The sequence below is a fragment of the Campylobacter australis genome, assembly GCF_050586305.1.
GTDB lineage: Bacteria > Campylobacterota > Campylobacteria > Campylobacterales > Campylobacteraceae > Campylobacter_A.
Map to the genome: position 1 here is coordinate 125136 of NZ_JAXUAA010000003.1, position 18241 is coordinate 143376.

General features: G+C 39.3%; 23 protein-coding genes. 10 read left to right on the top strand and 13 right to left on the bottom strand.

Translation table 11 applies throughout. From position 1 onward, the window contains the following. The first annotated feature begins 12 nt into the window (after positions 1-12). The 5 genes from fabG (at position 13) to U5B17_RS05730 (ending at position 3646) form a co-directional block, all read left to right on the top strand. Positions 13-756: a 3-oxoacyl-ACP reductase FabG gene (fabG, locus tag U5B17_RS05710; protein ID WP_430804402.1), complete on the top strand. Its 744-nt coding sequence runs from the start codon at positions 13-15 to the stop codon at positions 754-756. 58 nt (positions 757-814) lie between these two features. Then, positions 815-1048: an acyl carrier protein gene (gene acpP, locus U5B17_RS05715; RefSeq protein ID WP_230056826.1), complete on the top strand. Its 234-nt coding sequence runs from the start codon at positions 815-817 to the stop codon at positions 1046-1048. A gap of 38 nt (positions 1049-1086) precedes the next feature. Beyond that, the gene (locus U5B17_RS05720) at positions 1087-2298 is read left to right on the top strand and encodes a beta-ketoacyl-ACP synthase II (protein WP_430804403.1); all 1212 of its coding nucleotides are present in this window, start codon (positions 1087-1089) and stop codon (positions 2296-2298) included. Then, positions 2298-3239, top strand: coding sequence for an acetyl-CoA carboxylase carboxyl transferase subunit alpha (gene accA / locus U5B17_RS05725; protein WP_430804404.1), 942 nt, complete (start codon positions 2298-2300; stop codon positions 3237-3239). The genes U5B17_RS05720 and accA overlap by 1 nt, the downstream gene beginning before the upstream one ends. A 197-nt stretch (positions 3240-3436) precedes the next feature. Beyond that, positions 3437-3646, top strand: a complete 210-nt coding sequence (locus U5B17_RS05730; protein ID WP_430804405.1) for a hypothetical protein — start codon at positions 3437-3439, stop codon at positions 3644-3646. A 47-nt stretch (positions 3647-3693) separates the two neighbouring features. Here the strand turns inward: U5B17_RS05730 and panD are convergent, their stop codons facing one another. The 13 genes from panD to infA form a co-directional block, all read right to left on the bottom strand. Next, on the bottom strand, positions 3694-4047 hold the full coding sequence (panD, locus tag U5B17_RS05735) for an aspartate 1-decarboxylase (RefSeq protein ID WP_430804406.1): 354 nt from the start codon (positions 4045-4047) through the stop codon (positions 3694-3696). Next, entirely contained in the window at positions 4044-5333 is a 1290-nt protein-coding gene (locus U5B17_RS05740) for a UDP-N-acetylmuramoyl-L-alanyl-D-glutamate--2,6-diaminopimelate ligase (RefSeq protein WP_430804407.1), read from the bottom strand. The genes panD and U5B17_RS05740 overlap by 4 nt, the downstream gene beginning before the upstream one ends. After that, the gene (locus U5B17_RS05745) at positions 5314-5862 is read right to left on the bottom strand and encodes a histidine kinase (protein WP_430804408.1); all 549 of its coding nucleotides are present in this window, start codon (positions 5860-5862) and stop codon (positions 5314-5316) included. The genes U5B17_RS05740 and U5B17_RS05745 overlap by 20 nt, the downstream gene beginning before the upstream one ends. Next, positions 5849-6124, bottom strand: a complete 276-nt coding sequence (locus U5B17_RS05750; protein ID WP_430804409.1) for a NifU family protein — start codon at positions 6122-6124, stop codon at positions 5849-5851. Before U5B17_RS05750 ends, U5B17_RS05745 begins: the two co-directional genes overlap by 14 nt. 47 nt (positions 6125-6171) lie before the next feature. After that, positions 6172-7746, bottom strand: a complete 1575-nt coding sequence (gene recJ, locus U5B17_RS05755) for a single-stranded-DNA-specific exonuclease RecJ (protein ID WP_430804410.1) — start codon at positions 7744-7746, stop codon at positions 6172-6174. After that, on the bottom strand, positions 7736-9367 hold the full coding sequence (pyrG, locus tag U5B17_RS05760; protein ID WP_430804411.1) for a CTP synthase: 1632 nt from the start codon (positions 9365-9367) through the stop codon (positions 7736-7738). Before pyrG ends, recJ begins: the two co-directional genes overlap by 11 nt. 191 nt (positions 9368-9558) lie before the next feature. Then, positions 9559-9915, bottom strand: a complete 357-nt coding sequence (rplQ, locus tag U5B17_RS05765) for a 50S ribosomal protein L17 (RefSeq protein WP_230056816.1) — start codon at positions 9913-9915, stop codon at positions 9559-9561. Positions 9916-9927: 12 nt separating this feature from the next. Further along, positions 9928-10938, bottom strand: coding sequence for a DNA-directed RNA polymerase subunit alpha (locus U5B17_RS05770; RefSeq protein WP_430804412.1), 1011 nt, complete (start codon positions 10936-10938; stop codon positions 9928-9930). Positions 10939-10952: 14 nt separating this feature from the next. Further along, positions 10953-11579, bottom strand: a complete 627-nt coding sequence (gene rpsD, locus U5B17_RS05775) for a 30S ribosomal protein S4 (protein WP_430804413.1) — start codon at positions 11577-11579, stop codon at positions 10953-10955. Between the two features lie 27 nt (positions 11580-11606). After that, positions 11607-11999 (bottom strand): 30S ribosomal protein S11, encoded by a 393-nt coding sequence (gene rpsK, locus U5B17_RS05780; RefSeq protein ID WP_430804414.1) that lies wholly within the window; start codon positions 11997-11999, stop codon positions 11607-11609. A gap of 13 nt (positions 12000-12012) precedes the next feature. Continuing rightward, positions 12013-12381 (bottom strand): 30S ribosomal protein S13, encoded by a 369-nt coding sequence (rpsM, locus tag U5B17_RS05785; RefSeq protein ID WP_430804415.1) that lies wholly within the window; start codon positions 12379-12381, stop codon positions 12013-12015. Between the two features lie 3 nt (positions 12382-12384). Next, positions 12385-12498, bottom strand: coding sequence for a 50S ribosomal protein L36 (rpmJ, locus tag U5B17_RS05790; RefSeq protein WP_169938237.1), 114 nt, complete (start codon positions 12496-12498; stop codon positions 12385-12387). Positions 12499-12802: 304 nt separating this feature from the next. Then, positions 12803-13021: a translation initiation factor IF-1 gene (gene infA, locus U5B17_RS05795; protein WP_009649712.1), complete on the bottom strand. Its 219-nt coding sequence runs from the start codon at positions 13019-13021 to the stop codon at positions 12803-12805. 136 nt (positions 13022-13157) lie between these two features. On the opposite strand from infA, the gene U5B17_RS05800 reads away from it, so the two are divergent. The 5 genes from U5B17_RS05800 (at position 13158) to U5B17_RS05820 (ending at position 18219) form a co-directional block, all read left to right on the top strand. Then, positions 13158-13460: a YbaB/EbfC family nucleoid-associated protein gene (locus U5B17_RS05800; protein WP_430804416.1), complete on the top strand. Its 303-nt coding sequence runs from the start codon at positions 13158-13160 to the stop codon at positions 13458-13460. Further along, on the top strand, positions 13457-14602 hold the full coding sequence (locus tag U5B17_RS05805) for a DUF7488 domain-containing protein (RefSeq protein ID WP_430804417.1): 1146 nt from the start codon (positions 13457-13459) through the stop codon (positions 14600-14602). Before U5B17_RS05800 ends, U5B17_RS05805 begins: the two co-directional genes overlap by 4 nt. Beyond that, on the top strand, positions 14599-15444 hold the full coding sequence (locus U5B17_RS05810) for a polyprenyl synthetase family protein (RefSeq protein ID WP_430804418.1): 846 nt from the start codon (positions 14599-14601) through the stop codon (positions 15442-15444). The genes U5B17_RS05805 and U5B17_RS05810 overlap by 4 nt, the downstream gene beginning before the upstream one ends. Before the next feature lie 2 nt (positions 15445-15446). Further along, positions 15447-17357: a transketolase gene (tkt, locus tag U5B17_RS05815; protein WP_430804419.1), complete on the top strand. Its 1911-nt coding sequence runs from the start codon at positions 15447-15449 to the stop codon at positions 17355-17357. 64 nt (positions 17358-17421) lie between these two features. Beyond that, positions 17422-18219, top strand: coding sequence for an undecaprenyl-diphosphate phosphatase (locus tag U5B17_RS05820; RefSeq protein WP_430804420.1), 798 nt, complete (start codon positions 17422-17424; stop codon positions 18217-18219). The last annotated feature ends 22 nt before the right edge of the window (positions 18220-18241 follow it).

Below are 18241 nucleotides of genomic sequence, written 5' to 3' on the forward strand. Positions count from 1 at the left end.
AAAAGGATAAAAATGAAATTTTCAGGAAAAAATGTTTTAGTTACTGGTGCAAGTCGTGGTATTGGCGCAGAGATCGCTAAAATTTTAGCAAATTTTGGGCTAAAAGTATGGATAAATTACCGCTCAAAACCAGAGATAGCAGACACTTTGATGAGCGAGATCATAGCCGCTGGCGGACAGGCTGCGGTTGTGAAATTTGATGTAACAGATGAAGATGAGTTTATAAAGGCTATAAATTTGATAGTTGAATGCGATGGCGAGCTTAGCTATCTTGTAAATAACGCTGGCATTACTAATGATAAACTAGCACTTCGAATGAAAACAGATGAATTCACAGGTGTGATAGATGCAAATCTTACAAGTGCGTTCATCGGCTGCCGTGAAGGGCTAAAAGTGATGAGTAAAAAACGCTTCGGTTCAGTTGTAAATATCGCCTCAATCGTTGGCGAAATGGGCAACGCTGGGCAGGTGAATTACTCAGCTAGCAAGGGTGGTATGATAGCGATGACAAAGAGCTTTGCCAAAGAGGGAGCTGGTAGAAATGTGCGTTTTAATGCTATAACTCCGGGCTTTATCGAAACTGAAATGACAGCTGTTTTAAGTGATGAAGTGCGTGCAAACTATGAGCAAAATATACCATTAAAACGCATGGGAAGTGCTGCGGAAGTGGCTTACGGCGTGGCATTTTTGCTAAGTGATTACGCCAATTACACGACTGGTGAAGTGCTTAAAATAAACGGCGGACTTTATATGTAGGGCTAATTTAAGCTTAAATATTATAAAATAGTGGCGATTTTTTATAAGGAGAACAAAAATGGCAATATTTGATGATGTAAGAGATGTGGTTGTAGAGCAACTTAGCGTTGAACCAGATGCTGTAAAGCTTGAATCAAAAATCATAGAAGACTTGGGTGCTGATAGTCTTGATGTAGTTGAGCTTGTTATGGCACTTGAGGAAAAATTTGGCATAGAGATCCCAGATGGTGAGGCTGAAAAACTTATAAGTATCTCTGATGTAGTAACTTATGTAGAAAAAATAGGCAAGTAACCTCAATTTACTTACTTTACTTAAACTAAGGAGAAGCATTGAAACGAGTTGTAGTAACTGGTATCGGCATGATCAACGCGCTTGGGCTTGATAAAGAGAGCTCATTTAAGGCTATTTGCGAGGGGAAAAGTGGCGTAAAACGCATAATATCATTTGATGTAACAGACTTTCCTGTTCAAATAGCAGCCGAGATAACAGACTTTGATCCAAACACGATTATGGATGGTAAAGAGGTTAAAAAGGTTGATCGATTTATACAACTTGGTATCAAAGCTTCAAAAGAGGCGATGGAAGATGCAAATCTGGATGAATTTGATGCCGAAAATTTTGGTGTAAGCTCCGCTGCTGGTATCGGCGGCTTACCAAATATAGAAAAAAATTCGCAAATACTAATGGAAAAAGGCGTTAAGAGAATTTCGCCATTTTTCATTCCATCTGCGCTTGTTAATATGCTTGGCGGTATAGTTTCGATAAACCACGGACTTAAGGGTCCAAATTTATCAAGTGTAACAGCCTGTGCAGCAGGAACTCACGCCATATCACAAGGTGCTAAATGTATAATGCTAGGACAAGCTGAGAAAATGCTTGTTGTTGGTGCTGAAGCTACGATATGCGGTGTTGGCGTCGGTGGTTTTGCTGCGATGAAGGCACTTTCTACAAGAAATGACGATCCGCAGCATGCTTCAAGACCATTTGATGGCGAAAGAGATGGTTTTGTGATGGGGGAGGGAGCAGGCGCACTTGTTCTTGAAGAGTATGAGAGCGCAAAAGCTAGAGGGGCAAAAATTTACGCTGAAGTGGTCGGATTTGGTGAAAGTGGTGATGCTCATCATATAACGGCGCCTACTCTTGAAGGTCCAGTAAGTGCAATGAGGCAGGCTCTTAAAATGGCTGGAGATATCAAGATAGACTATGTAAATGCGCACGGTACTTCAACTCCGACAAATGATAAGAATGAAACTGCTGCATTAAAAGAAATTTTTGGCAGCAACATCCCACCGGTAAGCTCAACCAAGGGTCAAACAGGACACTGCCTGGGTGCAGCTGGCGCGATAGAGGCAGTTGTCTCGCTGATGGCTATGCGTGATAGTATTATACCCCCTACTATAAATCAGTTTGCAGCTGACCCTGAGTGTGATCTTGACTATGTGCCAAATGTGGCCAGAAATTCTAAACTCAATGCCGTAATGAGTAATTCATTTGGTTTTGGTGGCACAAACGGATCAGTGATATTTAAAAAGGTTAATTAATGTCAAGTTATTTAGACTTTGAAAAGAGTATCAAGCAGATTGATGACGACATCGCTAATGCCAAGATCAAAGGCGACGAGCATGCGGTTGAAATTCTAAACAAAAACCTTGAAAAAGAGGTTGTAAAAGTCTATAAAAACTTAAACGAATACCAGCGCTTGCAGCTGGCTCGTCATCCAGATCGTCCCTATTCGATCGACTATATCAAGCTTTTACTAAGCGACTACTACGAAATTCATGGCGATAGAGCATATCGTGACGATCCTGCCATAGTTTGTTTTATCGGATATTTGGCTGGCAAGAAAGTTGTTGTTATTGGCGAGCAAAAGGGCAGGGGAACAAAAAATAAATTAAAACGCAACTTTGGTATGCCACATCCAGAAGGTTACCGCAAGGCTTTACGCGTAGCGAAAATGGCTGAGAAATTTAACTTGCCTATATTATTTTTAATAGACACTCCAGGTGCATACCCTGGCGTTGGCGCCGAGGAACGCGGACAAAGTGAAGCAATCGCACGAAATTTATTTGAGTTTGCAAATCTTAAAACCCCAACCATCGCAGTCGTCATCGGCGAAGGTGGAAGTGGCGGTGCTTTGGCTATAGGTGTGGCTGATCGCTTGGCGATGATGAAAAACTCGGTATTTTCAGTCATCTCACCAGAGGGCTGTGCTGCAATACTTTGGAATGACCCAAGTAAGCAAGAGCAAGCCACGAAGGTTATGAAGATCACGGCCGATGACCTTAAGTCTTTAAATCTTATAGATGATGTCATAGCTGAGCCTGTAAATGGAGCTCACCGTGATAAAAATAGCGCAGCAAAGGCACTTGGTGAGTATTTTGTAAATGAGCTTGAAAAGCTTGAGCGGCTTGAGATAGACGAGCTTGTATCAACTAGGTTGGATAAAATTTTAAGTATTGGAGTTTATGAAGAGAGCAAATAAAAAGCGTTTTTTTAAAATTTATCCAATTAATTGGTATTTTATTAATTATAAAATACTTAAGATAGCATTATGTGTTTAATTAAAATATTCTAAAATTGCTACAAAAAGCCAAAAGGCTTAAAAATTTTATCTTTCATAAGTTTATATATTTACAAAATTTAAGTTATAATATTATCACATTTTTATAAGGAGCTAACATGGCAAAAGACGCAGAGCTAGTGAATTTCTCAGAAGATCATGAGTTAAACAATATCCTTAAAAAGCATGGCAAGTCTCAAAGTGCTGACAATCGCAAGGTTTTAGTAGAACTTGGAAAAGAAGCAAAGGCTACTCTTGGAGGCAAGCGTGTTTTAACACAAGATGAGTTTAGCGAGTTTTTAAAGGATAAGTTAGGCAAACTAGCTTAAATACACAGCTCTTGGTAGTTTTGCCAAGAGCTTATGACAGATTTTAATTAAATTTTTGCCTTTACTATCTCATTTTTCTCATTTACCATTACTACTTTTGGTCTGTGCCTTTTAGCTTTTTTCTCACTCATAGTTGCGTATGCAACGATTATCACGATATCGCCAGCGCAAACTTTACGAGCAGCTGCACCATTTAGACAGATCTGTCCTTTTGAGCCTTTTATGACATAAGTACTAAAGCGCTCCCCATTATTTACATTTAAAATTTCAACCTTTTGCCACTCACAAAGCCCAGCAGCTTCTATCAGTTTTTCATCAATGCTAATAGAGCCCACATAGTTAAGGTTTGCGTCTGTTACTGTTGCGCGGTGGATTTTACCAGCTAGCACTTCTATTTTCATTTTTTATCCTTTAAAATTTCATTTACAACTTCAGCATCACTAAAATGGTGTTTTACGCCTTTAATCTCTTGATAGTCCTCATCGCCTTTGCCAAGTATCACTAGAGCCTCGTCTCCTTGTAGATTTTCAAGCCCTATCTTTATAGCTTTTGTTCTGTCGGCTTCACGCAAAACTGAGCCATTTAGCTTCATACCAGCGCAAATTTCATCTATAATAGCCTCTGGCTCTTCACTGCGTGGATTATCGCTTGTTACAATGGCTAAGCGAGCGTAACGCTGCGCGATAGTACCCATTTTTGGGCGTTTTGTTCGGTCTCTATCGCCACCAGCACCAAAGACAACAACCAGTTTTTTATGGCGTAAAGCTTGTAAAATTTTCTCCATACCATCAGGGGTATGAGCAAAATCCACAATAACAAGTGGACTGTTTGAGACAACCTGCATGCGACCTTCTACGCCATTAAATGTTTTAAGAGCGTTAGCTATTTTATCATCGCTTGCTATATTTAATCTCCAAAGTGCGGCAAATGCGGCCAGTAAATTTTGTAAGTTAAACTCGCCTTGAAGGCTCGAATGCAAATTTACAGCTATGCCATTTGGTGTTTTTATGTCAGCCATTATGCCACTATCTAAGTTAAAGCTATTTGGCGAAAAGTCAGCGCTGTGAAGCGAGTATGTAGTAGCATTTATGGGGTTAAATTTTACAAATTTATCATCTATGTTAATTATCTTTACACTCTCATCAGTTAAAAAGCTGTTTTTAACACGAGCGTATTCATCCATTGTGCCATGATAATCTAAATGATCCTGGCTGAGATTTGTAAAAATTTTTAGTGCAAAGTCTAGTCCATCAATACGATTTTGTGCAATAGCATGCGAACTTACTTCCATTACCAAAAACTCACATTTAGCTTTTGTAGCCGACACTAAATATCCAAGCGTACCAAGAATGGGAGCAGTTGTGAGCGACTTTGCATCTATGCGTTCATTACTGATAAATGCCCCACGAGTACCAGCCAAAGCTGTTTTATGACTAAGTGCATTTAGGGCGTGGGCTATGAGTGCTGCGGTTGTCGTTTTGCCATTTGTACCAGTTATGCCTATGATGCGCAAATTTTGATCTATGCCTAGCAAGACTTTGGCTTGTTGTGCGTTAATAACCTCTGCCCCTTTGCGTTTTGCGTCACCTACAAAGCGCTCATTTGCATTAGTTTTTAAAAAGCAACAACCGCTTTCGCACTCTGTGGAGTTGTCTGTTATAAAATTTTTATCTATGTAAATTTTCATCGTTTTTTCTCTTTTTTACTTCAGCAAAAAGTTCATCTATACGCTCATCGCCGCCAAACATCACGGCCGCGCTTTCTAGGTAGTTTATGCCCATTTCCAAAAAGTCATTTTTTATAAGATCTCGAACGAATTCCAAAAAGTCATCTTTATTTGAGATCATGACACGAGTAGAAAACATGATGTTTTCAAATGTTTTTTTAAAACCATTTTGATTGCTTAAACGCTTAAAGTCATCATACATTATGGCGTCTTGCTCTTCAAGTTCATCATCTGGTTCAATACTTTTGCTTTCAAGCACTTCAAGTATCTCGTTTAGGCTGTTATCTTCATTGCGAGCGTCTTTGCTAAATGAGTACTCAAATAGCATTCTTGCCTCGTCTGGACTCTCTTTGGCAAGGCTACAAAGCATGATGAAAAAGAGTAAATTTTCACTTTTTTCTTGCTCATAAGCAAGCGAAAAATATGTTGCAGCTTCATCAAATTTAGCTCGTTTAAAGCTTTTAAGCCCTAATTTTTTATAATTTGTCAATGTCAAAGTCCTCACCCAGTGGTATATTTACAACTTCAAGCTCAGGATGTATATCTATGCGAAGCTGTCGCTCTATTCCGTACTTTAGTGTCGTGCCACTAGCAGTGCAACCATGACAGTGCCCAACTAGCCTAACATAAATTTTGCCATTTTTTATACCCAAAAGCTCCATATCTCCACCATCATTTTGTAGCATAGGACGAACCTTATTAAGCGTTATCTGTACGGGCTTTAGTAGTTCTTTATCACTAAATGGTATCATTTTTCTCTCCAATTTTTACATTTATTATACAACTAAAATTTAAATTTTCACTCAACTAGCTCACGGATTAACAGTTGTGGCGTTACAAGTCCGCGAAATGAGTTTTTTGAGATTGAAAATGTTATATCGATATTTTCTCCCACTCGAACATGGCGTGTGAAGTTAAAAAATAGCGCTTCAAGCGTCTTGCCGTCTTTTTCCAAAACTAGCTTTAGATGGTTTTGTTCTTTGCCTATAACTCTTTCATTTTTGACTGTTGCTTGGCTTAGTTGAAATATTGGTCTAGGATTTTTTTGCCCATAAGGTTCAAAAAACTCCAAAATTTCAAGCAGCTCAAAATCAATCTCATTAGCACTTATATTGCCCAAAAGTTCATCGGAGCGGCAAAATTTATGCATATCCATCAAAAAGCATGAGCCATTTATAGCCTCTTTAAATTTTTGTAAATTCTCAGGCTCACAAACAAGCCCTGCTGCACCCTTGTGACCGCCGTAGCTACTTAAAAGTGATGAGTGTTGGGCTATAAGTGAAAGTATGTCAAGCTTTCCAACGCTTCTTGCACTGCCTTTTGCGCGCCCTTTATCGATACTAAAGACGATCGCTGGCTTTTTAAAGTGTTTTGCTAGGCGACTTGCAACTATGCCTATAACGCCTTCGTGCCAGTTTTCGCCCCATGTAACGATAATGTTTTCATCATTTTCTACATCTTTTAATGAGCTCTCAAAAAGTGCTCGCTCTTCTTCCTTGCGCGAGTTATTAAAATCTACAATCATATCAAGATAATCATTTGCCTCTTTTAAATTTTTGGTGTGTAAAAAGTTAAAAGAATTAATCGCATCATCCATCCTGCCAGCCGAGTTTATAAGAGGAGCGATGAGAAAACTAATGTCATCACACTCAAATTTATCCTTGCCGTAATACTCTTTTATAGCCCTAAAAGCTACACGCTTTGAGCTGTTTATACGCGAAATTCCAAGCCTTACAAGAATACGGTTCATATCGCGAAGTTCCATCATATCAGCGATAATAGCAATGGCAAGCAAATCTAAAAAATTTGCCATATCATACTCAATGCCAAGCACCTCTTTAAGTGCGCCAACAACATACCATGCCACCTGCGCACCGCAAATTTCGATATTTGGAAACTCGCAATCATCTTGTTTTGGATTGATAATAGCGTAGGCTTTTGGAAGCTCTGGTGGTGGCATGTGATGATCTGTGATAATCAGATCTATCCCGCGCTCAGCGCAAATTTGTGCCGCTTCATGTGCGCTAATACCATTATCAACGGTTATTATCAAGCTTATATTGCCAAGCTCATCAATGATCTCAGGGTTTAGCCCGTAGCCATCTTTGAAGCGGTTTGGTATGCGAACTTGATAGTTTTTCACCCCTATATCATCAAAAAATTCAGCCATTATCGCACTCGAGACAACGCCATCCACATCATAATCCCCAACTATACCGATGTGTTCGTTATTTTTTATTGCCTCTTTTATACGATTTGCACCCTTATATATGTCTTTTAGGGCGCTTGGTTTAGGAATTTCTGAAAGCTTTTTATGAATATCTTTTTCAAATCTAAGCTCAAGTAAATTCCTAATATTTTCCTTACTTAGCATTGTCCAAGCTTGCACCGACAAAACCGAGTATAGTTGGGTTTGGTCTTGTTAGGCGGCTTGTAAATTCAGGATGAAATTGCACTCCGATAAAAAATTTATGCTCTTTTAGTTCGGCAACTTCGATCAGTCCATTGCTTGTGCCACTTATTTGCAGTCCTGCCTTTTCAAATGCTGTTTTATACTGAGGATTTGCTTCAAAGCGGTGGCGATGACGCTCGATGATATGCTTTTGATTGCCATAAATTTTAGCTAAAAGCGAACCAGCCTTGACATCACATGAGTATGAGCCAAGCCTCATAGTCCCACCAAGCGGGCTTTTATGCGTTCGTATCTGCTCTTTTCCGTGAGCATCAATAAAGCTATCAATTAGATAGATTATGCTATTTTTACACTCTTTGTTAAATTCAACAGAATTTGCGTCCTCCAGTTTTAAAACATTGCGAGCAAATTCTATGAGCGCAAGTTGCATACCAAGACAGATTCCAAGATACGGGACATTGTTTTCGCGGGCAAATTTGATTGCTAAAATTTTGCCATTTACCCCACGCTCACCAAAGCCACCAGCAACTAAAACACCATCAACATCTTTAAGTAGTTCATTGACATTTTCATCTTCTATTTTTTCACTATCTATCCACTTTAAATTTACCTTTGCATCAAGAGTGGCTCCAGCGTGTATAATACTTTCGGTAAGGCTTTTATAACTCTCTTTTAGATCCACATATTTGCCGACAAAGGCTATAGTAGTTTCGTTTGTTGGGGCTATGATGCGTTTTACTAGGCTATCCCAGTTTTTCATGTTTGGTTTTAGTTCCCCAAGCCCTAAAAATTCTGAAATAGGCGTCAAAATATCTTGTTTTAAAAATGAAAGCGGTATTTGATATATGCTTTGACAGTCTTGACTTTCAATAACACAGTTTCGTTCAACTCCGCAACTAAAAGCAATCTTATCTTTTAACTCGCGGCTTAGCGCCATCTCTGCACGACAAACGATCATATCTGGCGTTATGCCTATGCGGCGCAATTCACCAACACTGTGTTGTGTTGGCTTGGTTTTTAGCTCACCAGCTACCTTTATATATGGGACTAGGGTTAGGTGGATATTCATCGCATTTTTGCGACCGACTTCGCTTTTTAGCGCGCGTATAGCCTCCAAAAAGGGCAAGCCCTCGATGTCACCCACTGTGCCACCTATCTCGACAATCAAAATTTCCTTGCCCTCTCCAGCCTTTTTAATGCGTTCAACTATCTCGCCCACGATATGAGGTATAACTTGTATCGTTTTGCCTAGATAGTCACCTCTACGCTCTTTTTCTATAACAGAGCTATAAACTCTGCCTGTTGTAAAGTTGTTATCTTGGCTTAAATTTTCATCCAAGAAACGCTCGTAATGTCCTAGGTCAAGATCGGTTTCTGCTCCATCATCAGTAACAAAAACTTCACCATGCTCTAATGGGCTCATCGTGCCTGGGTCGACATTTATGTATGGGTCAGCTTTTAAGATACTTACTTTTAAGCCAGAGTGCTTTAAAAGTGTTGCTATAGAGGCTGCTGCGATACCCTTGCCAAGAGAGCTTAAAACACCACCTGTTACAAATATGTATTTTGTCTGTTTGCTCATATCTTTCCTTTTTTATTTTTTTAATGCTTTATTATATCTTTTTTAAATTTAGTATGGGATTAAAAGGTGAAATATAGGGGACAAAATCAATTTTTACAAGTAAAATTTAAAGCTGAGAATTTGTATGTAAAAAGTGAAATATCAAAAAAATGTAATATTCTAGAGAGCATACGCTCTCTAGAGTGTATAAATTATTCGCTAACTAGCTCTATATAAGCCATTTCGGCAGCATCGCCACGGCGAATTCTAGTTTTAGTGATACGAGTGTATCCGCCATTTCTTGTAGCATATTTCGGTGCTACTTCTGTAACTAGTTTGTTTGTGCTCTCTTTATCTTGAAGACTTGCAAAAACTGCTCTATGAGCGTTAAAGTCGCCTTTTCTAGCTCTTGTGATAAGTTTTTCAACATAGCTTCTAAGCTCTTTTGCCTTTGGTAGAGTTGTCTCGATCTTGCCGCTTTTTATGATCGCAATTGCTAAATTTTTAAGCAATGCAGAGCGATGAGATGAGGTGCGACCAAGTTTTCTATATCCGTGTTTATGTCTCATTACCTGTCCTTATTATTCTTTCATTTGTGACTTTAGCTCAGCTATTTTCTTTTTGAGCTGTTCTTTGCTATCTTTTAACAAATCTGTGCCAACGGGATAGCCGATCTCTTCCATAACGGCTTTAATCTCATCAAGAGATTTTTTGCCTAAATTTTTAAGATCTTTTAGTTCGTTTTCATCCATTAAAGCGAGCTCGCCTATAAAGCGAATCTCAGCTTTGTCGATACAGTTAAAGCTTCTTGCGCTTAAATTTAGCTCCTCAACCCTAGAGAAAAGCTTTGCATGCTCACCACTTAAATTTGAACTTGGAAGCGGAGCATTAACATCTATATCAAGCACGCCTTTAAAGACTGACATTTGCTGATACATTGCTTCAAGGCTATTTTTAAATGCTTCTATAGGACCAACTTGTCCGTCTGTTGTTATAGTAAAGACTATCTTTTCAAAGTCTGGATTATCTTCAACCAAGACATTTTCTATCTCATAAACAGCCTTTTTAACAGGTGTAAAGAAGGCGTCAAGAGCGATATAGTCGTCTTCTATACTACCCCTTAAATCTTCACTTGAAACATATCCAATACCTTTTTGTATAATAAGGCTAAACTCAAGCTCAGCATCTTCGTTTATCGTCGCAAGATATGCATCAGGATTAACAATCTCTACGATATCATTGCAAAGATCAGCACCAGTAATCTCTTTTGATCCTTTGAAACTATACTCTATAACTTCACGCTCGTTATCATTTTTTAACTTAAAGCGTAAATTTTTTAAGTTAATAATAAAAAGCGCTACATCTTCAAGCATGCCACGCATACTATCAAACTCGTGACTCACGCCCTTAATCTTAACACCAGTCGGCGCAAAGCCAACTGTGCTAGAGTATAACAAACGGCGAAGCGGATGCGCAAGTGTGACAGCATAGCCAGTCTCAAATGGATAAGCTGTTATCTTGGCAACATTCTCGCTAACACTCTCAACTTTAATCTCAGTAGGCATATAAGCTGATGTAGTAATCTTTCTCATCATTATATCCTTTATTATTTTGAGTAAAGCTCTACTATAAATCTTTCCTCTATTGGAATGATAACCTCTTCTCTTTCAGGGTTTCTTGTGAAAATTCCATATTTTTTCTCTTTTTCAACATCAACCCAGCTAACTATACCAGTTTGTGCCGTTAAATCAACTGCACGAATGATTTGTGGATTTGATTTTGATTTTTCAGCAACTTCAATCTTTTGTCCCGGCTCAACTCTGTAAGATGGGATATCTACTCTCTTGCCATTAACAAGAATGTGTCCGTGAGTTACAAGCTGGCGAGCAAAACGACGAGTCGTTGCAAAGCCCATTCTATAAACTACATTATCAAGTCTTTGCTCAAGTAGCTGAACTAAAAGAGCACCTGTGTTGCCCTCTCTGCGAGCTGCTTCTTGGAACAGGCGGCGGAACTGCTTCTCGCTTACACCATACATAAATTTTGCTTTTTGCTTTTCACGAAGTTGTAGTCCGTATTCGCTAATTTTTGCTCTTCTTTGTCCATGTTGTCCTGGAGCGTATGGGCGCTTATCTAGCGCACTTTTACCCGCAAGTCTTCTCTCACCTTTAAGCGCAAGAGAAACACCAAGACGTCTTTCTAATTTTTCAACAGGTCCTGTGTATCTAGCCATAATAATTCTCCTATTTATTCTCTATTATTAGACGCGGCGGCGTTTTGGTGGTCTACAACCATTGTGTGCAAGTGGAGTTACATCTTTAAGGAAAGTTACCTTAATGCCCTCAACTGCTCCTACGCTCTTAACCGCAGTTTCACGACCGCTTCCTGGACCTTGAACCTTGATACCGACCTCTTTTATGCCATGCTCTTTTGCTTTATTTAGTGCATCTTCAACTGCTTGCTGTGCTGCATATGGAGTTGATTTTTTACTACCTTTAAAGCCCAGACCGCCAGCTGAACTCCATGCGATAGCATTACCCATCTCATCAGTTACAGTGATCATTGTGTTGTTAAATGTAGCGCTAATATGAACGATACCTTTTGCTATACTTTTTCTTACGACTTTTTTCTTAACGATTTTTCTTTTTGCCATTGTCTATCCTTAATTACTTAGTCGCTGCGCCGACAGTTTTACGCTTACCCTTGCGAGTTCTAGCGTTTGTCTTAGTCTTTTGACCACGAACAGGCAAGCCTTTTCTGTGGCGAAGACCACGGTAGCTACCAAGATCCATAAGTGCTTTTATGTCCATAGCGATTTGCTTTCTAAGATCACCCTCAACCATATGGTTTTCTTGGATCTCTTTACGGATAGCCGCAGCCTCATCTTCACTTAGCTCATGAACGCGCTTGTCATAAGAAATTTTAACTGCGTCAAGAATTTGACGAGATTTGTAAAGACCTATACCATAGATGTATGTAAGGCCATACTCTATTCTCTTTTTGTTTGGTAAATCTACACCTGCTATACGTGCCATTGCTTATCCTTGTCTTTGCTTATGTTTTGGATTTTCGCAGATAACGCGTACGATACCGCTTCGTTTGACAATTTTGCACTTGTCACACATCTTCTTTACAGAAGGACGAACTTTCATTGTGTCTCCTAAAAAATTTATTCCACTTTTTTAGCAAACTGCACACAGGTTTGTGAAATTTTAGGATTTACAAACCAACTATTTTCAAAACAAGTGGTGGCTTTGAAAACAATTCTTCATACAGCTTTGTTGCAAAGCGTGGATTATACCGAAATTTTTATTATGTATAGCTTAAAGAATTTTTGTAGCGAAATATTAGATAATAAAATTTGCTAAGCATTGCTGAATTTAGACTAGACATGAAGTCTGTCGAGTTTAAATTTTAAAATTCAACACCACATAAAACAGTAAGGCAATCAAAAGACTATTTGTAGCGATAAGTTATGCGACCCTTATCTAGGCTATAAGGCGTGAGTTCAACCTTTACACGATCTCCGGGCATTATTTTTATATAGTGCATTCTCATTTTACCAGCGATATGACAGAGTATCACATGCTTGTTGTCTAGTTCGACCTTAAAAGTTGCGTTAGGAAGGGCTTCGACCACATTCCCGTCAATCTCTATAACATCATCTTTTGCCATAAATTCCTCTAAATTCTAAAAATTTTTAAACTTTGGATTATACATAAAATAGCTTTAAGCAAAGTTTAAATTTTAATTTCATATAAAATTTTAATCTTTTTTTGTTATAATTTGGCAAAATTTAAAGGTTTTTATAATGTTTAAAGATTTTGATTTTTCAAAAATGGGTGAAATGCTTGCCCAAGCTCAGCAAAAAGCACAGGAGCTAGAAGCTCAAAGCGAAGCAAAAGAATACGGTGCAAAAAGCGGCGGAGGTCTTGTTAGTGTTCGCGCAAATGGCAAGGGGGAAATTTTAGACATTAGTATAGATGATAGCCTGCTTGATGATAAAGAGAGTATGCAAATTTTGCTAATTAGCGCTATCAATGACGCTCTAAAAGCAGTAAATGACGATAAAAAAGCGATGGCATCGCGCATGCTTGGTGGGCTAAAACTATGAGAAAAATTTTGCTTTTTACACTATTTTGTGGTATTTTGCTTGCTGCTCCACGACCTACGCAAGATGACTTTCATGCATGCTATGTAAAAAACAAAAGCTCGATAGTAACAGTTAATGGCAACTATGGTGTTGCCATAGCGCCAAATTTAATAGCCATTATAAAAACCTCTAAGACAAATTTAAATGATTATGTAAAATTTGACCCGTACTTAGGGCTTTATTTGGTTCGTTCAGCGGTAACACTAGAAGTGCCTACTTTAGCCGATGAGACTAATGAAGCGCAGATAAACAAAAGCACTTGGGTGGGAATTTTGAGTGATAATAACAACACCCTAATAGGGCATATCAAGTCCCTGGGCGTAAATCTAGGCGACTTTGACACCCTTAGTTTTGATAGCAATGTAACTGGCGAGCTAAACTCGGCTTGTTGCAAGATGGTTGGTATCGCGATCGGTAGCGATAAATTTATCCCAAATCGCTATTTAAAGCATTTTTCTGCTTATGATGATGTTTATTATGGGGATATAGGTGTGGTTTTTACACAAAATGAAAAGGGCTTTTTTGTAGTTTCGTCTGATCCAATAGGCAGGGGCAAAGCTTTGATGGTTGGAGATAAAATTTTAAGCATAAACGGCATTGAGCCGTCTAGTTTGCGTGCATTAAATGAGATGATACTTTTTGCTCCCAAAGGCGCTGTGCTAAATATAAAAGTCTGGCGAGATGGTGAGGAAGTTTCATTAATGGTGCCTGTATCTGGAGAGATAAGTGGTGCGAAATCTTTAGTCATACAAGAGAGTGAAAACAACGCTACTCCAGCCGTTAATTTAGCGCTTGCTGAACTTTTTAAAGATAGTGAGCCAGTGGTTGAGATAGAAGAAAACTATGATGATCCGTCGGCTGGAGCGCAAATTTTAAAACGATATGGTATCTTAATAGATAGAAATTTAATCGTTAAAAAAGTCATAGAAGATAGCCAAGCTGCTGCATTTGGTGTAGCTGTCGGAGATAAAATTTTACAGCTTGATTTAAAGGAGTATAAAACTCGTAAGGAGCTTTTTGACGCAGTGCCGTTTGAAAAGAGCTTCTTGCTTTTATTTATGCGAAATGACTTTAACTTTTTCTCCAGAGTCAACCAAAGATGAATGAGAAATTTAGTAAGTTTTTAAAACAAAATTTACCATCTGCAAGTAGTTTTCATCCTCACTACAATGACGCTCTTTCTTGTATGTTGCTTGCTGGAGGTAAGCACTTTCGGGCATCGCTTTTACTTGGTGTGGTAGACGCTCTTTCTGCAGAACTTACTGACGATGCTATGAGGGTGGCGCTAGCCGTGGAGCTTATGCATACTTATTCGCTTATACACGATGATTTGCCAGCTATGGATGATTCTGCTTTAAGGCGTGGTGAGCCTACCATACATAAAAGATATGATGAGGTTACTGCTATACTTGTTGGAGATGCTTTAAATACACATGCTTTTTATGAAATTTCACGCTCAAATTTTAGTGCTGAAATTCGTATACAGTGCGTTGAAATTTTAAGCCAAAATGCTGGAGTGAGCGGCATGGTACTTGGGCAGGCTATTGATTGTTTTTTTGAAAATAAAAAACTTGAGCTTGATGAGTTAAAATTTTTACACATTCACAAAACTGCAAAACTAATCGCCGCAAGCTTAAAAATAGGCGCATTGATAGCTGGTTGCGATAGCCAAAAATGCGATAAAATTTATGAACTAGGCATAAAGCTTGGGCTTGCATTTCAGATACATGACGACTTACTAGACGCTACGGCGACAAGTGATGAGGCTGGTAAGCCTACTAAAAATGATGAGAGTAAAAACTCATTTACAAATTTGCTTGGTATTGATGGCACGAGGGGTGAGCGAGATATCTTGATAAAAGATATACAAAATGAGTGTAAAAGCCTAAATTCTGGCATTTCACAAGTTATAAATGAGCTAATAAATAAACATTTAAAGGGTTAAATATGCTAAAAAAACAAGCCGATACGATAAGATTTCTCTGTGCTGATATGGTTCAGCAAGCAAACAGCGGACATCCTGGCGCGCCGATGGGGCTAGCTGATATCATAGTTGCTCTAAGCCAAAAACTAAAGCACAATCCAAAAGATCCAAAGTGGCTAAACCGCGATAGGCTAGTATTTTCAGGCGGTCATGCAAGCTCGCTTGTGTATAGCTTTTTACACTTGACAGGTTATGACTTAAGTCTTGATGAGCTTAAAAAATTTCGCCAACTTGGCTCAAACACACCAGGTCATCCTGAGATACACACAGCTGGTGTAGAAGTAGCCACTGGACCGCTAGGACAGGGTGTGGCAAACGCTGTTGGCTTTGCTATGGCTGCAAAATATGCCGCAAATTTACTAAACACTGAAGAAAATAAAATAATAGACCATAAAATTTACTGCCTTTGCGGAGATGGCGACTTGCAAGAGGGCATAAGCTACGAGGCTTGCTCACTGGCTGGACATCATGCTCTTGATAATTTAGTGCTGATTTATGATTCAAACAACATCACGATAGAGGGCGATACGGGCGTGGCATGGAGCGAGAACATCAAGGCTCGCTTTGAGGCGCAGGGCTGGGATGTTGCGCGCATAAATGGACATGATTTTGACGAGATTGAGTTTGCATTAAACGAGGCGCAAAATAAAGAAAAACCATATCTAATCATAGCAAATACGACGATTGCAAAAGGAGCTTTAAAACTTGAAGGAAGCCACCACAGCCATGGTGCGCCGCTTGGTGAAGAGCTTATCAAAGAGGCAAAGGTGGCAGCTGGCTTTGACCCTGAACAAAAATTTGCTATTGATGAGGATGTATTGCTTCGCTTCCGCGCAGCCATCGAGCTTGGTGACTTGGCGCAAGCTGAATGGAACAAACAGCTTCAAACGCTTGATAGCGAGAAAAAATCACTTTTAGACAGCCTTTTAAATCCTGATTTTTCTAAAATTTCATATCCAGATTTTACTGGTAAAAAGGTGGCAACTAGAGATAGCAACGGAGCGATCTTAAACGCCATAGCGCAGGCAGTCCCAGGTCTAGTTGGCGGCTCAGCAGATCTTGGTCCGTCAAACAAAAGCGAGCTAAAAGACGCAGGCGACTTCCCATACGGTAAAAACCTTCACTACGGCATCAGAGAGCATGCGATGGCAGCGATAAACAACGCGTTTGCGCGCTATGGCTTGTTTTTGCCGTATTCGGCGACATTTTTTATATTTAGCGACTATTTAAAACCAAGCGCGCGTATCGCAGCACTTATGGGCGTGAAGCACTTTTTTATACTTACACACGATAGCATCGGTGTCGGCGAAGATGGTCCGACACATCAACCTATCGAGCAACTAGCGCAGTTTAGATCGATGCCAAATTTTTATACATTTCGCCCAGCCGACGGAAATGAAAATGTTGAATGCTGGAAAGCAGCACTTAAGCTAGATGCCCCGTCAGCCTTTGTCTGCTCTCGTCAGGGATTGGAGCCGCTTGGTGAGAAAAATTTTGGCAGCGTAGCAAATGGAGCTTACTTGCTAAAACGCTCAGATGCGCCGAAATTTACGCTCGTTGCCAGCGGTAGCGAAGTAAGCCTTGCGGTAAAAACGGCTGAAATTTTAAAAGCTAGCGGTATTGGCGCAAATGTCGTATCTGCGCCTTGTTTTGATCTGCTTTGCGAGCAGTCAAAAGAGTATATAGCGCAAATTTTTGATCCAGCAACAAAAGTCGTAGCCATCGAGGCGGCAAGTGCATTTGAGTGGTATAAATTTGCTGATGAAATTTATGGCATGAAGAGTTTTGGCGAAAGTGGCAAGGCAGAAGCACTGTTTGATCATTTTGGTTTTGAGCCACAAAAACTAGCAAATTTCATTAAAAATTTAGGCTAATCTCACTTTTGGGCGTAAAATTTAATGTCCAAAAGGCTAAAATTTTTAAAACTAAAAGGCACTTATGGATACTTTACAGATTATAGTTCTTGCCCTGATTCAGGGTATTAGCGAGTTTTTACCGATCTCAAGCTCAGCACATCTTGTGCTTGTGCCTGAGCTTTTAGGCTGGAGTGATCAAGGGCTTGCGTTTGATGTTGCTGTGCATGTAGGTACTTTGCTTGCTATATTATTTTACTTTAAAGATAGTTTGTTAAAGCTACTTTTAGACTTCTTTGCTTCTATAAAAGAGCGTAAAAGGGTTGGCGACAGTAATGTAGTTTGGGCAGTTATATTTGGTACGATACCAGCTGGGATTTTTGGACTAGTTTTTCATAATTTTATAGTAGCCTATGCTAGAGATCCGCTGGTTATTGCTACTACGACTATAGTTTTTGGACTTGTTTTGTATTTTGCAGATAATAAGGCCGGATCAAAAAACGAATATAACATAACTATCACTATAGCTCTTATTATCGGACTTGCTCAAGCATTAGCTTTAATCCCAGGCGTTTCGCGCTCTGGTGTAACTATGAGTGCGGCACTTTTGCTTGGTTTTTCTCGTGTTGCAAGTGCAAATTTTTCATTTTTATTATCCATACCTATCATAGTTCTTGCAGGTGGGCTTGAGACGCTAAAGCTTGTAAAAAGTAACGAGTCAGTAGCATTTAATGAGCTTGGACTCGGTGTTATCATCAGCGCCATAAGTGCTTATGTATGCGTTAAGCTCTTTATAACCCTTATATCTCGTGCCAGCATGACGCCGTTTGTGATATATAGAATTTTACTTGGATTATTTTTGTTTTGGGTTTTTGACTTTTAGTGTCAAAATTTAAGCAGTTTTA

Bases quoted from the DNA above. Each gene is read 5' to 3' on its own strand.
- fabG (WP_430804402.1), top strand. From the start codon at position 13: ATGAAATTTTCAGGAAAAAATGTTTTAGTTACTGGTGCAAGTCGTGGT.
- acpP (WP_230056826.1), top strand. From the start codon at position 815: ATGGCAATATTTGATGATGTAAGAGATGTGGTTGTAGAGCAACTTAGC.
- accA (WP_430804404.1), top strand. From the start codon at position 2,298: ATGTCAAGTTATTTAGACTTTGAAAAGAGTATCAAGCAGATTGATGAC.
- U5B17_RS05730 (WP_430804405.1), top strand. From the start codon at position 3,437: ATGGCAAAAGACGCAGAGCTAGTGAATTTCTCAGAAGATCATGAGTTA.
- panD (WP_430804406.1), bottom strand. From the start codon at position 4,047: ATGAAAATAGAAGTGCTAGCTGGTAAAATCCACCGCGCAACAGTAACA.
- U5B17_RS05740 (WP_430804407.1), bottom strand. From the start codon at position 5,333: ATGAAAATTTACATAGATAAAAATTTTATAACAGACAACTCCACAGAG.
- U5B17_RS05750 (WP_430804409.1), bottom strand. From the start codon at position 6,124: ATGATACCATTTAGTGATAAAGAACTACTAAAGCCCGTACAGATAACG.
- recJ (WP_430804410.1), bottom strand. From the start codon at position 7,746: ATGCTAAGTAAGGAAAATATTAGGAATTTACTTGAGCTTAGATTTGAA.
- pyrG (WP_430804411.1), bottom strand. From the start codon at position 9,367: ATGAGCAAACAGACAAAATACATATTTGTAACAGGTGGTGTTTTAAGC.
- rplQ (WP_230056816.1), bottom strand. From the start codon at position 9,915: ATGAGACATAAACACGGATATAGAAAACTTGGTCGCACCTCATCTCAT.
- U5B17_RS05770 (WP_430804412.1), bottom strand. From the start codon at position 10,938: ATGAGAAAGATTACTACATCAGCTTATATGCCTACTGAGATTAAAGTT.
- rpsD (WP_430804413.1), bottom strand. From the start codon at position 11,579: ATGGCTAGATACACAGGACCTGTTGAAAAATTAGAAAGACGTCTTGGT.
- rpsK (WP_430804414.1), bottom strand. From the start codon at position 11,999: ATGGCAAAAAGAAAAATCGTTAAGAAAAAAGTCGTAAGAAAAAGTATA.
- rpsM (WP_430804415.1), bottom strand. From the start codon at position 12,381: ATGGCACGTATAGCAGGTGTAGATTTACCAAACAAAAAGAGAATAGAG.
- rpmJ (WP_169938237.1), bottom strand. From the start codon at position 12,498: ATGAAAGTTCGTCCTTCTGTAAAGAAGATGTGTGACAAGTGCAAAATT.
- infA (WP_009649712.1), bottom strand. From the start codon at position 13,021: ATGGCAAAAGATGATGTTATAGAGATTGACGGGAATGTGGTCGAAGCC.
- U5B17_RS05800 (WP_430804416.1), top strand. From the start codon at position 13,158: ATGTTTAAAGATTTTGATTTTTCAAAAATGGGTGAAATGCTTGCCCAA.
- U5B17_RS05805 (WP_430804417.1), top strand. From the start codon at position 13,457: ATGAGAAAAATTTTGCTTTTTACACTATTTTGTGGTATTTTGCTTGCT.
- U5B17_RS05810 (WP_430804418.1), top strand. From the start codon at position 14,599: ATGAATGAGAAATTTAGTAAGTTTTTAAAACAAAATTTACCATCTGCA.
- tkt (WP_430804419.1), top strand. From the start codon at position 15,447: ATGCTAAAAAAACAAGCCGATACGATAAGATTTCTCTGTGCTGATATG.
- U5B17_RS05820 (WP_430804420.1), top strand. From the start codon at position 17,422: ATGGATACTTTACAGATTATAGTTCTTGCCCTGATTCAGGGTATTAGC.